The sequence below is a fragment of the Streptomyces sp. NBC_00045 genome, assembly GCF_045041095.1.
Taxonomy (GTDB): Bacteria; Actinomycetota; Actinomycetes; order Streptomycetales; family Streptomycetaceae; genus Streptomyces.
Map to the genome: position 1 here is coordinate 376,800 of NZ_CP108272.1, position 19,344 is coordinate 396,143.

Consider the following 19,344-nt stretch of genomic DNA (forward strand, 5'->3'; position numbering starts at 1 on the left):
GTGAAAGAAAGAGCAATCGTGTCCGAAGCGAACGGCGCGCAATCCCCGCAACGGGCTTTCCTCGCATCACTCGGCGTCGTCCGTCGGACGCCCCGGACCTACCCCTTCGACCCCGGCTACGACGTCGCGACGGTGGTCTCCCACATCGCCCAGAGCCACTCCCTGATGGCGGGTCTCAAGCTCTCCATGGCGACGTGGCTGCTCATCGAGGACAGCAGCCTGCAGCAGAAGATCCGGGCCGCCCGGGACCACGGCCTTGCGGTGACGGTCGGCGGAGGCATGTTCGAGATTGCCGCCGACCTCGGCCGACTGGACGAGTACCTCGACCTGTGCCGGCGGCTGAGCGTCACGGGCATCGAGGCGGGCCAGGGGTTCACCCGCTCCGACCCCCACCCCGGACGCGTACTGGAGGCCGCGACGGCCCGCGGCCTCACGGTCACCTACGAGATAGGCGGGAAGCACGACGGGGCGTTCGACGAGGAGACGACGAAGCGGCTCATCGCAGAGGGCGGCCAATGGCTCAACGAAGGCGCCACCCACCTTGTCGTCGAAGGCCGTGAGAACGCCGCCGACGTCGGGCTCTTCGATTCCCACGGCCAGTTGAGCCGCGGACTCGCCGACACGCTCGCGGATGAATTCGGACTCGACCGCCTCATATTCGAGGCACCCACCAAGTCGAGCCAATTCGCACTGCTCGACCATTTCGGCGCCGGCGTCGCCCTGGGCAACGTGCGACTGGAAGAGCTGCTCAGGGTGGAAACCTACCGGCACGGTCTGCACAGCGACGCGTACGAACGCTCTTTCCCCGCCAAGTGACATGGGCGACATCCACAATTTATCGCTGGACCGACAGACCCTGCCCGAACAAGAATGCATTACCTGTGCCGTCACGGCCTGAGGGAAAGGAGCAACGGTGCTTCCTGCCGAGCGCGAGGCGAAAGTCCGCGAAATAATCTGCGAAGTGCTCGAACTGGAGGAGGAAGAACTGACCCCCGCCGGACGGTTCCGGGAAGACTACGGTGCGGACTCCATGAACGCCGTGGAAATCCAGAGTCAAATCGAGGTGGCCCTCGACATCGAAATCGCGCGGGAAGACCTGAAACGGATGGTCGACCTGAAGACGGTGCTGGAGATCCTCGAAACGGCCAAGGCAAGGTAGATGACGAGCACGGGGGACAGTACGAACGGCAGCCGCCGGAGAGTGGTCATCACCGGCATGGGCGTTCTTTCGAGCATCGGCAACGGCGTCGGGCCGTTCACCGACGCGCTGCGGGCCGGACGCTCGGGCACCACCGACATCACCCGGTTCGACACCCGGGACTTCCCGCAGCGGCGCGGACACCAGGTGACGGACTTCGAACCCGGGGACTGGATTCACCACCTTCCCCTGGAAGACGTGGGACCCGCCGCCGGATTCGCCATTGCGGCAAGCCGCATGGCCCTGTCGGACGCAGGACTGAGCGCGTCGGAGTTGCACGAGCGACGGCGCGGGTTCATCGCCGTCGGCACCACGGACGGCGGCGTACCGGACCTGGACGGCATCGTCGAGGCTGTCCTCCCCGGAGGCCTCGAAGACATGCCGGCCGTCCTGGCCCGCCGCGTCCCCGCATCGCAGCTCTCGGTACACCTCGCACGCGAGCTCGGCCTCCCCAACGTCGAAGCCGTCTCGATCGCCACTGCCTGCGCCGCGGGGAACTACGCCATCGGCGCCGGACTCGACGCCGTACGGTCCGGCGAAGCCGACTACGCCCTCGTCGGCGGATCGGACGTGCTGTGCCGCAAGACGCTCGCCGGGTTCACCCGGCTCGGCCTCGTCGCCGAAGAGGAGTGCCGCCCCTTCGACTCCGAGCGCGACGGCCTCCTGCTCGGCGAGGGAGCCGGCATGCTCCTGCTGGAGGACGCCGACTCCGCGCACGCCCGCGGCGCCCGCGTGTACGCGGAAGTCATGGGCTACGGACTGAACTGCGACGCCCACCACCCCGTCGCTCCCGAACGGGAAAGCGTGGGCCGCTGCATGCGCCTGGCCCTGGACGACGCCGGAATCAGCCCCGAAGACGTCGACCTCGTCTGCGCGCACGGCACCGGCACCCAGACGAACGACATCACCGAAGTGCAGGCCATGCACGACGTCTTCGGCGAGCAGCTGCCCCGCGCCACCGCAGTCAAGTCCATGATCGGGCACACCATGGGCGCGGCCAGCGCCCTCGGCGCAGTGGCGGGCGCCCTCGCCATCCACCACGGCTTCGTGCCCCCCACGGCCAACCACCGGCACACCGACCCGGAATGCGCCGTCGACTGCACACCCAACCGGTCCGTCGAAGCAGACGTGCGGATCGTCCAGAACAGCGCCCTGGCCTTCGGCGGCAACAACGCCGTCCTCGTCCTCGGCAGCCCCGACGGCCGACGGACCCCACCGGCGGTGCAGAACCCCGACCAGGAGCCGACGGCGCAAAAGGAGCAGCCGTGCTGAGCACCGGGGCCGGCCGGCCGCAGCGCCCCGTCATCACCGCCTGGTCGGCCGTGTCGCCGTTCGGGGTGGGACGCGAGCCCTTCGAACGGGGACTGTCGGCCGGCCGCACGACCGCCCGGCGCCCCGACACCGACGTGTGGGGGGTCGTCGCCGAGCCGCTGGCCCATCTCGTACCGGACTTCGAGGTCCGCCAAGTACTGGGGAAGGCCGGGACCAGGGGGCTCGACCGCGCCACCGGCCTGGCGATCACTGCGGTGCGCGAGCTGCTGCGGCACGCGCCCGACATCGTCGACGACAGTGGTCTCACCACCGGGATCGTGCTCGGTACCACCGCCGGCAGCGCACAGGGATACGCAGACGTGACCCGTGCCTCCTTCGAAGGCCGACGCCCCCAGGACGTCCCGCCCGTGGCCATCCCGAACATGGCGATGAACAGGGCCACTTCGGCCAGCGCCATCTTCCACGGCCTCCGCGGACCGAACAGCACCCTCGCAGCCGGACGGGTATCGGGCCTCATGGCCCTCGAACACGGCCGTCGCCTGCTCGCGCAGCACCGCGCCGACCGCGTCGTCGTCGGCGCCACCGAGGAGTACTCGCAGGCCCGTTCCTGGCTGGAGCACCACCGGCGGCACGCCCGCGACGCGGACGCGGCACTGGGCGAGGGATCCGCCGTCCTCCTGCTGGAGCGGCCCGATGGCATCGGCGCCGAGCGCACCGTCCTGGCCGAGGTACTGGCGGTCACCTCGTGCATCGACGTGGACGGCGATCCCGTCGCCGCCCTGCGCTCCTGCCTGTCCGCCGTGCTCGACGCCGCCGCAGTGGCGGCCGGGGACGTCTGGGCCGCCATGCCGAGCAGCTGCGGCGGCACACCGGATCCGGGGGAGGCCCGGCTCCTCAAGGACACGTTCGGCACGGAGGCGGTCTCCCGGCCCGCGATCGGATCGCTGATCGGAGACACCTCCGCCGCCGCGTCCCTCTTCCAGATCGCGGCGCTGCTGAGCACCGCACAGCACGCCGCCGACGACCGCGGCCACGACGGCGACCGCCTGGCGCTGGTCAGCGCTGTCGACCCCGACGGAGCAGTGGCCTGCGCGCTCCTGCGCCTGCCGTCGTCCGGCCGCTGAACAACCTGGTGCACACAGCCGCACCGGGCACTGAGGAATCCGTTCTGCAAGGAAGGAAGACCCGATGGCCAACCCGTTCGAGGACCCCGAGGGCGTCTACACCGTTCTGGTCAACGACGAAGGACAGCACTCCCTCTGGCCCGCATTCGCCGTGGTGCCCGCAGGGTGGACCGTCGTCCACGACAAGGACACCCGACAGGCCTGCCTCGACTACATCAACGAGAACTGGGTGGACATGCGCCCGAAGAGCCTGGTGGACGCCATGGGCGACACGAGCTCCTGAAGACGCCCACCGATCTGACGCAATGAACGGAAGGCCCACCCGGGTGAGTACCGACCGAGAGCACGTCATCGCGACCGCGACCGACCCGGTGGTCCGCGAATTCCTGCGCATGGCAGACGACAGCATCGTCGCCGTACTGCCGTACGCGCTGTCCGTCGCCGCCCACTTGGGCGTCGCGGACGAATTCAGCGACTCCGAACGGAAGGTGGAGGAGCTGGCCGGGGCGCTCGACCTGTCGCCAGGAGCCCTGGAACGGCTCCTGCGGACCCTTGCCAGCTGCGGATTCTTCACCGACCACGGTGAGGGCCGCTTCGCCCTCACCCGGCTGGGCCAACTGCTCCAGACCGACTCGCCCGTCTCGATGCGGGCGACCCTCAGCAACGTCGACTCCTACCGCGCCTGGCTCGGAGCCGTCGACACCATCGCCACCGGCCGGCCGGCCTTCGACAGCCAGTTCGGCGCCGGATTCTTCACCCACAAGGACAGCGACGGCCAGGTCGGCGCCACCTTCGACGAACGCATGCGGGAGCGGGCGGGCCGTCTCTACGCGGGCCTCGCCACCCTCCCCGCATGGAACGACACCCGCTGCCTCCTCGACATCGGCGGCGGCAAGGGCGCCGTCCTCGCCTCCATCCTGACCGCCAACCCGCACGTCAGCGGAGTTCTCTTCGACCGCCGCAGCGTCGTCGAACGCGCCGAGGTCTCCGGCGAACTCGCTCCACTGCGAGACCGCTGCCGGACCGAATCGGGCGACTTCTTCCAGGAGATCCCCGCCGGAGCCGACGCCCACCTGATGTGCAGCGTCCTCCACGACTGGGAGGACGACGACGCCGTCACCATCCTGCGCCGCAGCCGCGAGGCACTCCCCGCGGACGGCCGCCTGCTCATTTGCGAAATGCTCCTTCCCGAATCGGGCGCAGCCCACCCCGCCTGGTGGAGCGACCTCGGAATGATGGTCGTCCTCGGCGGCCGCGAGCGCACCCTGGACCAGTACCGGTCCCTGCTCCGGCGGGCGGGCCTGCACCTTTCGGACGTCACCCCGCTCCCGGACTCGTTCTTCAGCGTGCTCGAAGCGAGACGAGACGCCTGCTGATCGGCGGCCCGCCAAGAGCGAGACACGGGCCCGGCGGCGCCCACCCCGCACACCCGCACACCGAGCACCGGTGCGCCGTCGTGCTGCCCGTTCCAGTTGTTGGCTTCAAGCGTGAGGTGATTAGGGTGTCCGAGGAGCAGCGCGAGCACACGGAACTGTCCACTGCTCAGACGGGAATCTGGTTCGGCCACCAGCTGGACCCCTCGGGCCACGCCTACAACATCGCCGAGTACGTCGACTTCCGTGGTGACATCGAGGTCGCCCTGTTCCAGGAGGCCTGCCGGCAGGCGTTCCGCGAGTCCGAAGCGCTGCACCAGCGGTTCAGCGAAGGACCCGAAGGCGTACGGCAGACGCTCGACCCCTCCCTCGTCCCCGACGTCGGGTACATCGACGTCTCCGGCCGGCCCGACCCGGAGGCGGCGGCGCGCGAATGGATGCACGCCGACCTCCGCCGGCGCGTGGACGTCCTCACCGACCGGCTCTGGTCGTTCGCCCTCTTCCGGATCTCCGACCGGCGCTACTTCTGGTACGCGAGGTTCCACCACCTCCTCATGGACGGCTACGGCGGCATGCTGTTCCAGCAGCGCCTGGGGGACATCTACATGTCGCTCCGGTCGCCGGGCAGCAACGCGCTCGAAGCAGTCGTCCCGCGGGGGCTCGAACCGCTCCGCGAGGAGGACCGCAAGTACCTCGCTTCGCCGAAGTTCACCGCCGACCGCGCCTACTGGCTGGACAAGTTCGCCGACCGCCCGCACCCGACGACCCTCGCGTCACGCGAGCCCGGCGTCAACGGACGCGTCACCCGGGTGACCACGGAGCTGGACGCGACCGCCAGCGACACGCTCGGAGACCTCGCCCACGAGCACAGGACGACACGCGCGGTCGTCTTCATCGCGGCCGTATTCGTCTACCTCAGCCGCATGACCGGCGAACAGGACGTCCTGGTCGGCCTTCCCGTCACGGGCCGCAAGTCGGTGCACGCCAGGAACACCGTCACCACCCTCTCCGACGTCCTCCCGCTGCGCCTGACGGTCTCCGGCGAGGAATCCTTCAGCGACCTCCTCGGCCGGGCCACCACCGAGGTGAACCAGGCGCTGCGCCACCAGCGCTTCCGCTCGGAGGACCTGATCCGGGAGATCCGCGGAGGGAACCGGACCCAGCGCATCTGGAACGTCGTCGCCAACATCATCTCGTTCAACGACGGCATATCCCTGGGCGACCTCCACGGCGCCCCCCACAACCTGTCGAGCGGACCCGTACCCGACCTCTCCATCGTCGTCCGCGACCCCGACGACGGCCGGGGCCCCACCATCGACTTCGACGGCAACTCCGCCCTCTACGACCGGCAGGAAGTCTCCTCCCACCAGACCAGGTACCTGAGCCTGCTGGAGCAGCTCGTCGCGGATCCCGGCGCCCCCCTGCGCCAGGCCGACATGGTCGCACCGGACGAGCGCGAGCGGATCGTGCACACCTGGAACGACACGGACGTCGACTACCCGCACGACATCTGCGTCCACGAACTCTTCGAAACCCAGGCGGCACGCACCCCCGACGCCCACGCCGTCACCGACGGCGCCACCGTCTTGACCTACGCGGAACTGGACGCCGCCGCCAACCGCCTGGCCCGCCGGCTCCGGCGCGCCGGCGTCACCGCCGAGTCCCGGGTCGCCGTCCTCCAGGAACGCTCCATCGGCGTCGTCGTCTCGTCCCTCGCCGTCCTCAAGGCCGGCGGCGCGTACGTACCCATCGACCCGAACCAACCGGCCGGCCGGTCCGAGTTCATCCTCCAGGACACCGCCGCCATGGCCCTACTGACCGATCGGGACCAGCACGACATCGGTTTCACCGCGGACGTCCCCGTCATCCGCGTCACGTCCTCGGGTGAGGACGACACGGATACGACGTGGGGGACGGCGCCCCCGCTCGCACCACAGGTCACGTTCCACTCCGAGCAGCTGGTGTACGTCATGTACACCTCCGGCTCCACCGGCAAGCCCAAGGGCGTGGCCAACACGCACCGCAACGTCGTCCACCTGGCGGCCGACTCCTACTGGACCTCCGGCCGGCACGAACGCGTGCTCATGCACTCCCCGTACGCCTTCGACGCGTCCACCTTCGAAATCTGGACACCGCTCCTGACCGGCGGCACCGTCGTCGTCGCCCCGGCAGGCCTGATGGACGCCGCCGACCTCGCCAAGGTGATCACCGAGCAGAACGTGACCGGCCTGTTCGTCAGCGCCGGCCTCTTCCGCGTCCTCGCGGAAGAGCACCCCGCCTGCTTCAAGGGCGTCCGCGAGATCTGGGCGGGCGGCGACGTCGTCTCGCCCACCGCCGTCCGCCGCGTCCTCGAAGCCTGCCCCGGCACGGTCGTCGCCAACGAGTACGGCCCCACCGAAACCACCGTCTTCTCCGCGGTCAACCCGCTGCGCGAAGTCGGCCGGGTACCGGACGGTTCCGTCCCCATCGGCCGGCCCCTCTGGAACACCCAGCTGTACGTCCTGGACGAGGCGCTGCGCCCCGTCGCCCCGGGAGTCAGCGGCGAGCTCTACATCGCCGGCGACGGCCTGGCCCGCGGCTACCTCAACCGCGCCGAACTGACCGCCGGCCGCTTCGTCGCCAACCCCTTCGGCACACCGGGCGGCAGGATGTACCGCACCGGGGACGTGGTGCGCTGGCTCGCCGACGGCACCATGGACTTCATAGGCCGCGTCGACGACCAGGTGAAGGTACGCGGCTTCCGCATCGAGCCCGGCGAGATCGAAGCGGTCCTGGCCGGGCACGCCCAGGTCGGCCAGGCCTCGGTGATCCTCCGGGAGGACACCCCCGGCGACAAGCGGCTCACGGCCTACGTGGTGCCGCCCGCAGGCATCGACCCCACCGGCGTGAACACGGCCGCACTGCGTGCGTACGTCGCGGAGCGGCTCCCGGACTACATGGTGCCGTCGGCGCTCGTGGCACTGGACGCCCTCCCCCTGACCCTGAACGGAAAGCTGGACCGGCGGGCCCTGCCGGCCCCGGAGTACGAGGCGGTGGGCGCGGGCCGAGGACCGCGGACACCGCAGGAAACCATCCTGTGCGGGCTGTTCGCCGAGGTCCTCGGCGTGGACGTCGTGTCGATCGATGACGGCTTCTTCGAGTTGGGTGGGCATTCGCTGCTGGCGACCCGGCTGGTGAGCCGGATCCGGTCCGCGCTCGGGGTGGAGGTGAGTATCCGGTCGTTGTTCGAGGCTCCGAGCGTCGCGGGCCTGGTGGAGCGGCTCGATGAGGGTGGTCGGGTTCGTGAGCCGTTGGGGCGGCGGGTGCGGCCGGAGGTTCTTCCGGTGTCGTTCGCGCAGCGCCGTCTGTGGTTCCTGGGTCAGCTCGAAGGCGTGTCGGCGACGTACAACATTCCGCTCGTGCTGCGTCTGACGGGTGCGCTGGACGTGGAGGCGCTGCGGGCCGCGCTGGCGGACGTCGCGGGCCGGCACGAAAGCCTGCGCACCCTGTTCCCACAGGACGCTGACGGCCGGCCGAGCCAGCTCGTCCTGGACGCGGACGCGGGCAGCCCCGAGTTCCGTGTGGAGCCGGTGACCACCGATCGCGTCGCTGCCGCAGCGATCGAGGCGGCTTCGGCCGGGTTCGATCTGGAGCGGGACCTGCCGTGGCGGGTGCGCCTGCTGGAGGTCACCGACGCCCCTGGCGAGTGGGTCCTGGTCACGGTGGTCCACCACATCGCAGCGGACGGCTGGTCGATGGCGCCGCTGGCGAAGGACCTTTCGCAGGCGTACGCGGCCCGCTGCCAAGGGCACGCCCCGGCGTGGCAGCCGCTTCCGGTGCAGTACGCGGATTACACGTTGTGGCAGCGCGAGGTCCTGGGTGACGAGGAGGACCCGGAGAGCGTGATCGCGGCCCAGGTCGCCTACTGGAAGCAGGCCCTGGCCGACCTCCCGGAGCAGCTGGAGCTGCCGGTCGACCACCCGCGTCCCGCCGTCGCATCGCACGAGGGTGCTGCGGTGGACGTCCGTGTTCCGGCAGAGGTGCATGCGGGTCTGGTCGAGCTGTCCCGCTCCTGCGGGGCGAGTGTCTTCATGACGGTGCAGGCCGCGCTGGCGGTGCTGCTGTCGAAGATGGGCGCCGGCGAGGACATCCCGATCGGAACGCCGATCGCCGGCCGCACCGACGACGCGCTCGACGACATGATCGGGTTCTTCGTCAACACGTTGGTCCTGCGGACCGACCTGTCGGGCGACCCGACGTTCCTGGACGTCGTCGAACGGGTCCGGGAAGCCGACCTGGCTGCGTTCACGCATGAGGACGTCCCGTTCGAGCGACTGGTGGAGATCCTCAACCCGGCACGCTCCATGGCCCGCCACCCCCTCTTCCAAGTCATGCTCGCCTTCCAGAACAACGTCCGACCCGAGCTCGACCTCCCGGGCGTACGGGCTGACGCGGAACCCCTCCAGGGTGCGGTGGCCAAGTTCGACCTGTCGTTCAGCCTGGGGGAGACCCACGGCACCGACGGGAAGCCCGCAGGTCTTGAGGGACAGCTGGACTACCGGACGGACCTGTTCGCCGAGGCCACCGTTCAGGGTCTTGCCGACCGCCTGCTGCACGTGCTGAACGCCGTCGTTGCCGAGCCGGGTCGGTCGGTTCGGGAGATCGATGTCCTCGGTGTCGATGAGCGTCGGCGGGTGTTGGTGGAGTGGAACGACACGGTTCGTGAGGTTCCGGATGCGACGTTGCCGGAGCTGTTCGAGGCGCAGGTGGCGCGTACTCGCGATGCCGTTGCCGTGGTCTGCGGTGGGGTTGAGCTGTCGTATGGGGAGTTGAACGCTCGGGCGAATCGTTTGGCCCGGCATCTGGTGGCGTGTGGTGCGGGTCCGGAGCGTCTGGTGGCGGTGGCTTTGCCGCGGTCGGTGGATCTGTTCGTGGCGTTGCTCGCGGTGTTGAAGTGCGGTGCGGGTTATGTGCCGGTGGACCCGGAGTATCCGGCGGACCGGATCGCGTACATGCTCGCGGACGCAGAACCCGTGCTGGTCCTGACGGATACGGCGACCGTGGGCCTGCTGCCCCATGACAGCGCCGCACGGTGCCTGCTGCTCGACGACCCTTCGGTGCAGGAAGCCGTTGCGGAGCTGGGCGCGGTGGACCTCGTGGATGTGGACCGTCTGGCTTCGGTGGTGCCTGCTCACCCCGCGTATGTGGTTTATACGTCGGGTTCGACGGGTCGGCCGAAGGGTGTGGTGGTGTCGCATGCGGGTGTGGCGAGTTTGTCGGGGACGCAGGTTGAGGGTCTGGGTGTGGGGTTGGGTGCCCGGGTTCTTCAGTTTGCTTCGGTGAGCTTTGACACGTCGGTCTGGGAGATCTGGATGGCGTTGTTGTCGGGTGCGGTGTTGGTGGTGCCGTTGTTGGAGGAGCGGGTCGCGGGTGAGGCGTTGTCGCGGTTCGTGGTGCGGCATGGGGTGACGCATGCGACGTTGCCGCCGGCGGTGTTGGAGGTGTTGGGGGAGGATGCTCTTCCTGCGGGTTTGACGTTGGTGTTGGCGGGTGAGGCGTCGTCGGCGGGGTTGGTTGGGCGGTGGGCTTCGGGGCGTCGGGTGTTCAACTCGTTCGGTCCGACGGAGACCACGGTGGACGTGACGTTGTGGGAGTGTCGGGCGGGCGATGGCACGGTGCCGATCGGGCGTCCGGTGTGGAACACGCGGGTGTATGTGTTGGACGCGGCGCTGTCGCCGGTGCCGGTGGGTGTGGCGGGTGAGTTGTACGTTGCGGGTGCTGGTCTGGCTCGGGGTTATGTGGGCCGTTCTGATCTGACGGCGGAGCGGTTCGTCGCGGACCCGTTCGCGGTGGTTGCGGGTTCGCGGATGTACCGGACGGGTGACGTGGTGCGGTGGTCCGCGGACGGGGTCCTGGAGTTCGTCGGGCGTGCGGATGCTCAGGTGAAGGTGCGGGGCTTCCGCATCGAGCCGGGCGAGATCGAAGCCGTCCTGGCGGATCACGCCTCGGTGGGCCAGGTGGCTGTGGTCGTGCGGGAGGACCAGCCCGGGGACAAGCGGCTCATCGCCTACGTCGTGGCTACGACCGCGGGCTTCGACGCTGCCGTCCTGCGTCGGCACGTGGCGGACCGGCTGCCGGATTACATGGTGCCGTCGGCGTTCGTCGTGCTCGACGCGCTGCCGTTGACGCCGAACGGAAAGCTGGACCGGCGGGCCCTGCCGGCTCCCGAATACATCACGGATGCGTCGGGGCGCGGTCCGCGGTCGCCGCGGGAGGAGATCCTGTGCGGTCTCTTCGCCGAGGTCCTCGGTGTCGAGTCGGTGTCGATCGACGATGGTTTCTTCGACCTCGGGGGGCACTCGCTGCTCGCGACCCGCCTCGTCAGCCGGATCCGGTCCGTCCTCGGGGTCGAGGTCAGCATCCGGTCCCTGTTCGAGGCTCCGACCGTCGCGGGGTTGGTGGAGCGGCTCGATGAAGGTGCTCGGGTCCGGCATGCGCTGGAACGGCGTGTGCGGCCGGACGTTCTCCCGGTGTCGTTCGCCCAGCGCCGTCTGTGGTTCCTGGGCCAGCTCGAAGGCGTCTCCGCGACGTACAACATCCCTCTCGTACTGCGTCTGACCGGCGCCCTGGATGTGGAGGCGCTGCAGGCGGCACTCGCGGACGTCGCGGGCCGGCACGAGAGCCTGCGGACGGTATTTCCGCAGGTGGACGGCGAGCCGCGGCAAGAGATCCGGCGGGGCGCCGCGGGGGTTCCCGCGGTCAGCGTGGAGAGCGTGACTGCCGATGGTGTCGCCTCGATCGTGGGCCGGTGGGTTGCCACGGGCTTCGACCTGGAGCGGGACCTGCCGTGGCGGGTGCGGCTGCTGGAAGTCGCCGACGCTCCGGGTGAGTGGGTCCTGGTCATGGTGGTGCACCACATCGCAGCGGATGGCTCGTCCATGGCGCCGCTCGCGAAGGACCTTTCGCAGGCGTACGCGGCCCGCTGCCAGGGGCGCGCCCCGGAGTGGCAGCCGCTTCCGGTGCAGTACGCGGACTACACGCTGTGGCAGCGCGAGGTCCTGGGCGACGAGGACGACCCGGACAGCGTGATCGCCACCCAGGTCGCCTACTGGCGTAAGACCCTGGCTGAGGTTCCCCAGCAGCTGGAGCTCCCGGTCGACCACCCGCGCCCCGCGATCGCGTCGCACGAGGGTGCTTCGGTGGACGTGAGAGTGTCGGCCGAAGTGCATGCGCGGCTGCTGGAGCTGTCCCGGTCGTGCGGGGCGAGTGTGTTCATGACGGTTCAGGCCGCGCTCGCCGTCCTGCTGTCGAAGATGGGCGCCGGCGAGGACATCCCGATGGGGACCCCCCTCGCGGGCCGTACCGACGACGCGCTCGACGACCTCGTCGGGTTCTTCGTGAACACGCTGGTCCTGCGGACCGACGTCTCGGGCGACCCGACGTTCCGCGAGGTCCTCGAACGGGTCCGGGAAGCCGACTTGGGCGCATACGCCCATCAGGACGTGCCGTTCGAGCGGCTCGTGGAGATCCTCAACCCCACGCGTTCCATGGCCCACCACCCCCTCTTCCAAGTCATGCTCACGGTCCAGAGCGTCGCGGACCCGGATCTCGCGCTGCCCGGCCTGAGCGTGCGGTCGGAACAGGTCCAGGGGGCAGTGGCGAAGTTCGACCTGTCCTTCAGCCTGGGGGAGACCCACGGCGTCGACGGGAACCCCGCGGGCCTTCGGGGGCAGCTGGACTACCGGACGGATCTGTTCGCCGAGGGCACTGTCCAGCACCTCGCGGACCGTCTGACGCGCGTACTGCGAGCGGTCGTTACCGATCCTGACCTGCACGTCAGTGAGATCGAACTGCTGGGGCCCGACGAACGCGAGCACATCCTGACCACGTGGAACGGGGATGTGACCGAGGTTCCGGATGCCACGTTGCCGGAGCTGTTCGAGGCGCAGGTGGCGCGCACTCCCGATGCCGTTGCCGTGGTCTGCGGTGGGGTCGAGCTGTCGTATGCGGAGTTGAACGCTCGGGCGAATCGTTTGGCCCGGCATCTGGTGGCGTGCGGTGCGGGTCCGGAGAAGCTCGTTGCCGTCGCGCTGCCCAGGTCGGCCGAACTGCTGGTCGCGCTGCTCGCGGTGGTCAAGAGCGGTTCGGGCTATGTTCCGGTGGACCCGGAGTATCCGGCGGACCGGATCGCGTACATGCTCGCGGACGCCGAACCGGTACTGGTGGTCACCGATACGGACACGGCGGCTGTGCTGCCCCAGGACGCCGCCGCACCGCGCCTGGTGCTCGACGAGCCCGGAGTCCGGCACGCCGTAGCAGACCGGGACAGCGCAGATCTGTCCGATAGCGATCGCTCGTATCCGGTGTTGCCTGCTCATCCGGCGTATGTGATTTATACGTCGGGTTCGACGGGTCGGCCGAAGGGTGTGGTGGTTTCGCATGCGGCGTTGGTGAGTTTTCTGGCGGCGGTGGGTTTGCGGTGTGGGTTGGATTCGTCTGACCGGTTGTTGGCGGTGACGACGGTTGCGTTCGATATTGCGGCGTTGGAGTTGTATCTGCCGTTGGTCAGTGGTGCGTGTGTGGTGGTTGCGGGTCGGGAGGAGGTTCGGGATCCGTTTGTGCTGGGTGGGTTGGTGCGCGGGTCGGGTGTGTCGGTGATGCAGGCGACTCCGTCGTTGTGGCAGGCGTTGGTGGCGGAGGTTCCCGGGTCGGTGGGGGGTCTGCGGATGTTGGTGGGTGGTGAGGCGCTGCCTTCGGTGTTGGCGGAGGGTATGTGTGGGTTGGGCCGTGAGGTGGTCAACCTGTACGGGCCGACGGAGGCGACGGTGTGGGCGACGTCGTGTGTGGTGGGTGGCGGTTCTGGTGGTCTGTTGCCGCCGGCGATTGGTGATGCGTTCGCGAATACGCGGGTGTATGTGCTGGATGCTGCCCTGTCGCCGGTTCCTGCGGGTGTCGCGGGAGAGCTTTATATCGCGGGTGCGCAGTTGGCGCGGGGTTATTTGGGGCGTGCGGGTCTGACGGCGGAGCGGTTCGTCGCGGATCCGTTCGCGGTGGTTGCGGGTTCGCGGATGTATCGGACCGGTGATGTGGTGCGGTGGTCCGCGGACGGGGTTCTGGAGTTCGTCGGGCGTGCCGATGCTCAGGTGAAGGTGCGGGGGTTCCGCATCGAGCTGGGCGAGATCGAGGCGGTCCTGGCGGATCACGCCTCGGTGGGCCAGGTGGCCGTGGTCGTGCGGGAGGACCAGCCCGGGGACAAGCGGCTCATCGCCTACGTGGTGGCTACGACCGCGGGCTTCGACGCTGCCGTCCTGCGTCGGCACGTGGCGGAGCGGCTGCCGGATTACATGGTGCCGTCGGCGTTCGTCGTGCTCGACGCGCTGCCGTTGACGCCGAACGGCAAGCTGGACCGCAAGGCGCTGCCGGCTCCCGAATACATCACGGATGCGTCGGGGCGGGCGCCGCGGTCGCCGCGGGAGGAGATCCTGTGCGGTCTCTTCGCCGAGGTCCTCGGTGTCGAGTCGGTGTCGATCGACGATGGTTTCTTCGACCTCGGGGGGCACTCGCTGCTCGCGACCCGCCTCGTCAGCCGGATCCGGTCCGTCCTCGGGGTGGAGGTGAGCATCCGGTCCCTGTTCGAGGCCCCGACCGTCGCCGGCCTGGTGGACCGGCTCGAAGACGGTGCTCGGGTCCGGCACGCGCTGGAACAGCGGGTGCGGCCCGAGGTCCTTCCGGTGTCCTCCGCCCAGCGCCGTCTGTGGTTCCTGGGCCAACTCGAAGGTGCGTCGGCGACGTACAACATCCCTCTCGCACTGCGTCTGACCGGCGCCTTGGATGTGGAGGCGCTGCGGGTTTCGCTGGCGGACGTCGCGGGCCGGCACGAGAGCCTGCGGACGGTGTTCCCGCAGGTGGACGGCGAGCCGCGGCAGGAAATCCTGCGGGGCGTCGCGGGGGTTCCGGCATGCGCCGTCGAGCAGGTTTCCGAGGTCGGGATGGCGGCCGCGATCTCAACAGAAGTCACCGCCGGGTTCGATCTGGAGCGGGACCTGCCGTGGCGGGTGCGCCTGCTGGAGGTCACCGACGCCCCTGGTGAGTGGGTCCTGGTCATGGTGGTCCACCACATCGCGGCGGATGGCTGGTCGATGGCGCCGCTGGCGAAGGACCTGTCGCTGGCGTACGCGGCCCGCTGCCAAGGGCACGCCCCGGTGTGGGAAGACCTTGCGGTGCAGTACGCGGATTACACGCTGTGGCAGCGCGAGGTCCTCGGTGACGAGGACGACCCGGACAGCGTGATCGCCGCCCAGGTCGCCTACTGGAAGCAGGCCCTGGCCGACCTCCCGGAAGAGCTGGAGCTCCCGGTCGACCGCCCGCGCCCCCCGATCGCCTCCCACGAAGGCGACTCCGTGGACGTCCGCGTCCCGGCGGAGGTGCACGCGCGGCTGCTGGAGCTGTCCCGCTCCAGCGGAGCCAGCGTCTTCATGACGGTGCAGGCCGCGCTCGCGGTCCTGCTGTCGAAGATGGGCGCCGGGGAGGACATTCCGATCGGGACGCCGATCGCCGGCCGTACCGACGACGCCCTGGACGATCTCGTCGGGTTCTTCGTGAACACGCTGGTCCTGCGGACCGACCTGTCGGGCGATCCGACGTTCCGCGAGGTCCTCGAACGGGTGCGGGAAGCCGACCTGGCGGCGTACGCCCATCAGGACGTGCCGTTCGAGCGACTGGTGGAGATCCTCAACCCCACGCGTTCCATGGCCCGCCACCCCCTCTTCCAGGTCATGCTCGCCTTCCACAACAACGCGCAACCCGATCTCGACCTGCCCGGCATCCAGACGCAGGACGAGCCGGTGCACATCCCGGCGGCCAGGTTCGACCTGTCCCTCAACCTCGCCGAGACCCATGGGCTCGACGGGGTTCCGACCGGCCTTCTGGGCGAGTTGGACTACCGCACCGATCTGTTCGAGCGCACCACCGTCGAGCAGCTCGCCGAGCGGCTGTCCCGGCTCCTCGAAACGGTCACGGGCGACCCCGACCAGCCGATCCGTAACGTCAGCGTCCTTGCCGCTGACGAGCGTCGGCGGATGCTCGTCGAGTGGAACGACACGGCTCACGCGTTTCCCGGGGCGACTCTGCCGGAGCTGTTCCAGGCCCAGGTCGCGCGTACGCCCGATGCCCTCGCGCTGGTGGGCGGCGGCGTCGAGCTCACCTACGCCGAGCTGGGCCTGCGCGTACGGCAGCTCGTGCACGGACTGGCTGCACGCGGCATCGGGCGGGGCGACCGCGTGGCACTCCTGCTGGACAGCTGGCTCGACCAGATCGCCCTGACCGTCGCCCTCGTGCACGTCGGAGCCGCGTACGTACCCCTGGACCGACGGAGCCCCGCCGCGCGCCTGGAGCTGATCCTCGGCGATTCCCGGAGCACCGCCGTGGTGGTGGACCGCACGACCCGCGCCCTGCTCCCGGACCAGCACCTCGGCGACGGTCTGGACGCGTTGCAGGTCGAGGAGCTGCCCGCATCGGGCGTGCCGGCAGCAGGCGTGCCGGCGGCGGCCGATCCGGCGTCGCCGGTGCGGCCGCTCGACCTGGCGTACGTCATGTTCACCTCCGGCTCCACCGGGCGGCCCAAGGGCGTGGCCGTCACCCACCGCAACGTCGTCGCGCTCGTCTCCGACCGGTACTGGCAGCACACGGGCGAGGACCGTGTCCTCGTCCACTCGTCGCCGTCGTTCGACGCCTCCACCTACGAGGTGTGGGGCGGGCTCCTCAGCGGTGCCACTCTTGTGGCCTCGGGCACCGTGGCCGCGGACGTCCCCGAGCTCGCCCGCACCATGACGGCGGAACGGGTCACCGTGGGTCTGCTCAACGAGGGCATCTTCCGGGCCGTGGCCGAGAGCGCACCCCAGAGCTTCGGCACCCTCCGCGACGTCTACGTCGGCGGTGACACGGTCTCGCCCTCAGCGGTGCGGAAGGTGCGGGACCACGCCCGCGGCATGCGGTTCACCAACAGCTACGGGCCGACCGAAGCGACCCTGTGCGTCGCCCACCACGCGCTGCCCGCGGGGAGCGAGGACACCTCTCCCATTCCGATCGGCCGGCCGCTCGACAACACGCGGCTGTACGTGCTCGACGAGGGGCTGCAGCCCGTGCCCTGCGGAGTGATCGGTGAGCTGTACGTCGCCGGTGAGGGCCTGGCCCGCGGCTACGTCGACCGCCCCGACCTGTCGGCGGAGCGGTTCGTGGCGGACCCGTTCGGTCCTTCCGGTACGCGCATGTACCGGACCGGCGACCGGGTGAAATGGAGGCCCGAGGGCACCCTGGAATTCGCCGGCCGCACCGACACCCAGGTCAAAGTGCGCGGCTTCCGCATCGAGCCGGGCGAGATCGAGGCGGTGCTGGAGTCGTTCCCGGACGTGGCCCAGGCCGTGGTCGTCGTCCGCGAGGACCGGCCGGGAGACAAGCGGCTCGTCGCCTACCTGGTTGCCGACGCCGACGCTGACGTACGCGTCGAGCCCGAAGACCTGCGGGTCCGCCTTGCCGGTGCCGTACCCGACTACATGGTCCCGGCTGCCCTGGTGGAGCTCGACGCCCTTCCCCTCGGGCCGACGGGCAAGCTCGACCGGACGGCCCTGCCCGCACCCGACTATGCGGGCGGGGGCGGTCGGGCTCCCCGCACCGACAAGGAGCGCACGCTCTGCGCGGTCTTCGCCGACGTACTGGGAATCGACGAGGTCTCCGCGGACGACAGTTTCTTCGCGATGGGCGGCGACAGCATCGTCTCCATCCAGCTCGTCGCCAGGGCACGCGCGGCGGGGCTGATCGTCACACCGCGGCAGGTGTTCGAGCGGAAGACCGTCGAAGCGCTCGCGGCGGTGGCGGTCGAGGTGGACGAGCGCACCGGCGCGGCAGCGGACTCCGGCACCGGCATGGTGCCGCTGACACCGGTCATGCGGCAGCTCTGCGAACGCAGCGACGTCATCGACCGGTTCAGCCAGTCGGTCACGCTCGTGACCCCGGGCGGCCTCGTCCGCGAGGACCTCACGGCCGCGGTGCAGGCGGTCATCGACCACCACGACCTCCTCAGGGCCCGGCTCGCTGCCTCCCACGACGGAACGTGGCAGCTGGAGGTGCTGCCGCCCGGCACGGTCTCCGCCGCATCGTCCCTGTCCCGCATCGAGGCCGCAGGGCTGGGGGATGCGCGGCTCCGGGAGCTGGCGGTCGAGCAGGCGGCCGAGGCGGGCAGCCGCCTGGCCCCGGCGAACGGCCGGATGCTGGACGTCGTCTGGCTCGACGCGGGACCTCACGCGTACGGCAGCCTGGTCATCACGCTCCACCACCTGGCCGTCGATGCCGTGTCCTGGCGCATCCTCGTGCCCGACCTCGTCTCTGCCTGGAAGGCCGTCGCCGCAGGTCGGCAGCCGAGCCTCCAGCCCGTCTACACGTCCTTCCGCCGCTGGGCCGAACACACGACCGCCGAGGCGGAACGGCGCATCGGTGAGCTGCCCTTCTGGGAGCGGCTCACCGCGGACACCGAGCCGCCCTTCAGTAAGGTGCCCGCCGCCCTCGAACCCGCACGCGACACCTGGGGCACCGCCGAGAACCTCAGCGTGACACTTCCGGCGGAACTGGCGCGGCCGCTGCTGACCACCCTGCCCGAGGCCTTCAACTGCGCACCGGACAGTGTCCTGCTCGCAGCCCTCATGCTGGCCGTCGACCGTCGCACGGCACGGCTCGGCGGAACCACGCCGCCGTTCCTCGTGGACGTGGAGCGCCACGGGCGGCAGGAGATCAGCCCCGACCTCGACGTCTCGCGGACGGTCGGCTGGTTCACCAGCGTCGCGCCCGTCCGCCTCGACGTGCAGGAGGTCGGTGGCGGTCGTGGGCCGGAGGACGGCCTCAAGTACGTGAAGGAGCAGCTGCGGGCAGCCCCGGACAACGGCTTCGGCTACGGCCTGCTCAGGTACCTCAACCCGGCGGCCGCCGACCGCCTCGCGGCCCTCCCCACATCCCATGTCCTCTTCAACTACCTGGGACGCATCCCGGCGCCGACCGGCCACAACGGCACGGAGCCACAGCCCTGGTCGGTCATCGACGACGGAGAAGCCGGCGGCGGCGCCGACCCGAACATGCCCATGACCCACACCCTCACGGTCAACGCCGTGGCCCGCGACGCAGCCTCTGGACCCGAGCTGCTCACCACCTGGGCCTGGCCGGCCCGCCTGTCGACGGCCGGCGAGGTGCAGGAACTCGCCGACGCGTACGCGCAGGCCCTGGCCGACATGGCCGCACTGGTCGATTCCCCCGACATCGGCGGACTGACCCCGTCCGACGTGCCCCTCCTGGGGCTGAGCCAAGACGAAATCGATGAGTTCGAGTTCGCCGAGATCGAAGACTGAACGGAAGG

The 19,344-nt window shown here is 69.9% G+C and carries 7 protein-coding genes; all 7 read left to right on the forward strand.

What is annotated here, in order from left to right; all coding sequences use genetic code 11:
• Positions 1–18 precede the first annotated feature (18 nt).
• The 7 genes from OHA65_RS37645 (at position 19) to OHA65_RS37675 (ending at position 19,336) form a co-directional block, all read left to right on the forward strand.
• Positions 19–816 carry a phosphosulfolactate synthase gene (locus OHA65_RS37645; protein ID WP_327286345.1) on the forward strand — a complete coding sequence of 266 codons (798 nt, stop codon included), beginning with the start codon at positions 19–21 and terminating at the stop codon, positions 814–816.
• A gap of 97 nt (positions 817–913) precedes the next feature.
• On the forward strand, positions 914–1,159 hold the full coding sequence (locus OHA65_RS37650; RefSeq protein WP_327286346.1) for an acyl carrier protein: 246 nt from the start codon (positions 914–916) through the stop codon (positions 1,157–1,159).
• Positions 1,160–2,470 carry a beta-ketoacyl-[acyl-carrier-protein] synthase family protein gene (locus tag OHA65_RS37655; protein ID WP_327286347.1) on the forward strand — a complete coding sequence of 437 codons (1,311 nt, stop codon included), beginning with the start codon at positions 1,160–1,162 and terminating at the stop codon, positions 2,468–2,470.
• Positions 2,464–3,594, forward strand: coding sequence for a beta-ketoacyl synthase N-terminal-like domain-containing protein (locus OHA65_RS37660; protein ID WP_327286348.1), 1,131 nt, complete (start codon positions 2,464–2,466; stop codon positions 3,592–3,594). Before OHA65_RS37655 ends, OHA65_RS37660 begins: the two co-directional genes overlap by 7 nt.
• 64 nt (positions 3,595–3,658) lie before the next feature.
• The gene (locus tag OHA65_RS37665) at positions 3,659–3,877 is read left to right on the forward strand and encodes an MbtH family protein (RefSeq protein ID WP_327286349.1); all 219 of its coding nucleotides are present in this window, start codon (positions 3,659–3,661) and stop codon (positions 3,875–3,877) included.
• A 43-nt stretch (positions 3,878–3,920) separates the two neighbouring features.
• Positions 3,921–4,970: a methyltransferase gene (locus OHA65_RS37670; protein ID WP_327286350.1), complete on the forward strand. Its 1,050-nt coding sequence runs from the start codon at positions 3,921–3,923 to the stop codon at positions 4,968–4,970.
• 125 nt (positions 4,971–5,095) lie between these two features.
• On the forward strand, positions 5,096–19,336 hold the full coding sequence (locus OHA65_RS37675; protein WP_405763577.1) for an amino acid adenylation domain-containing protein: 14,241 nt from the start codon (positions 5,096–5,098) through the stop codon (positions 19,334–19,336).
• Positions 19,337–19,344: the final 8 nt, after the last annotated feature.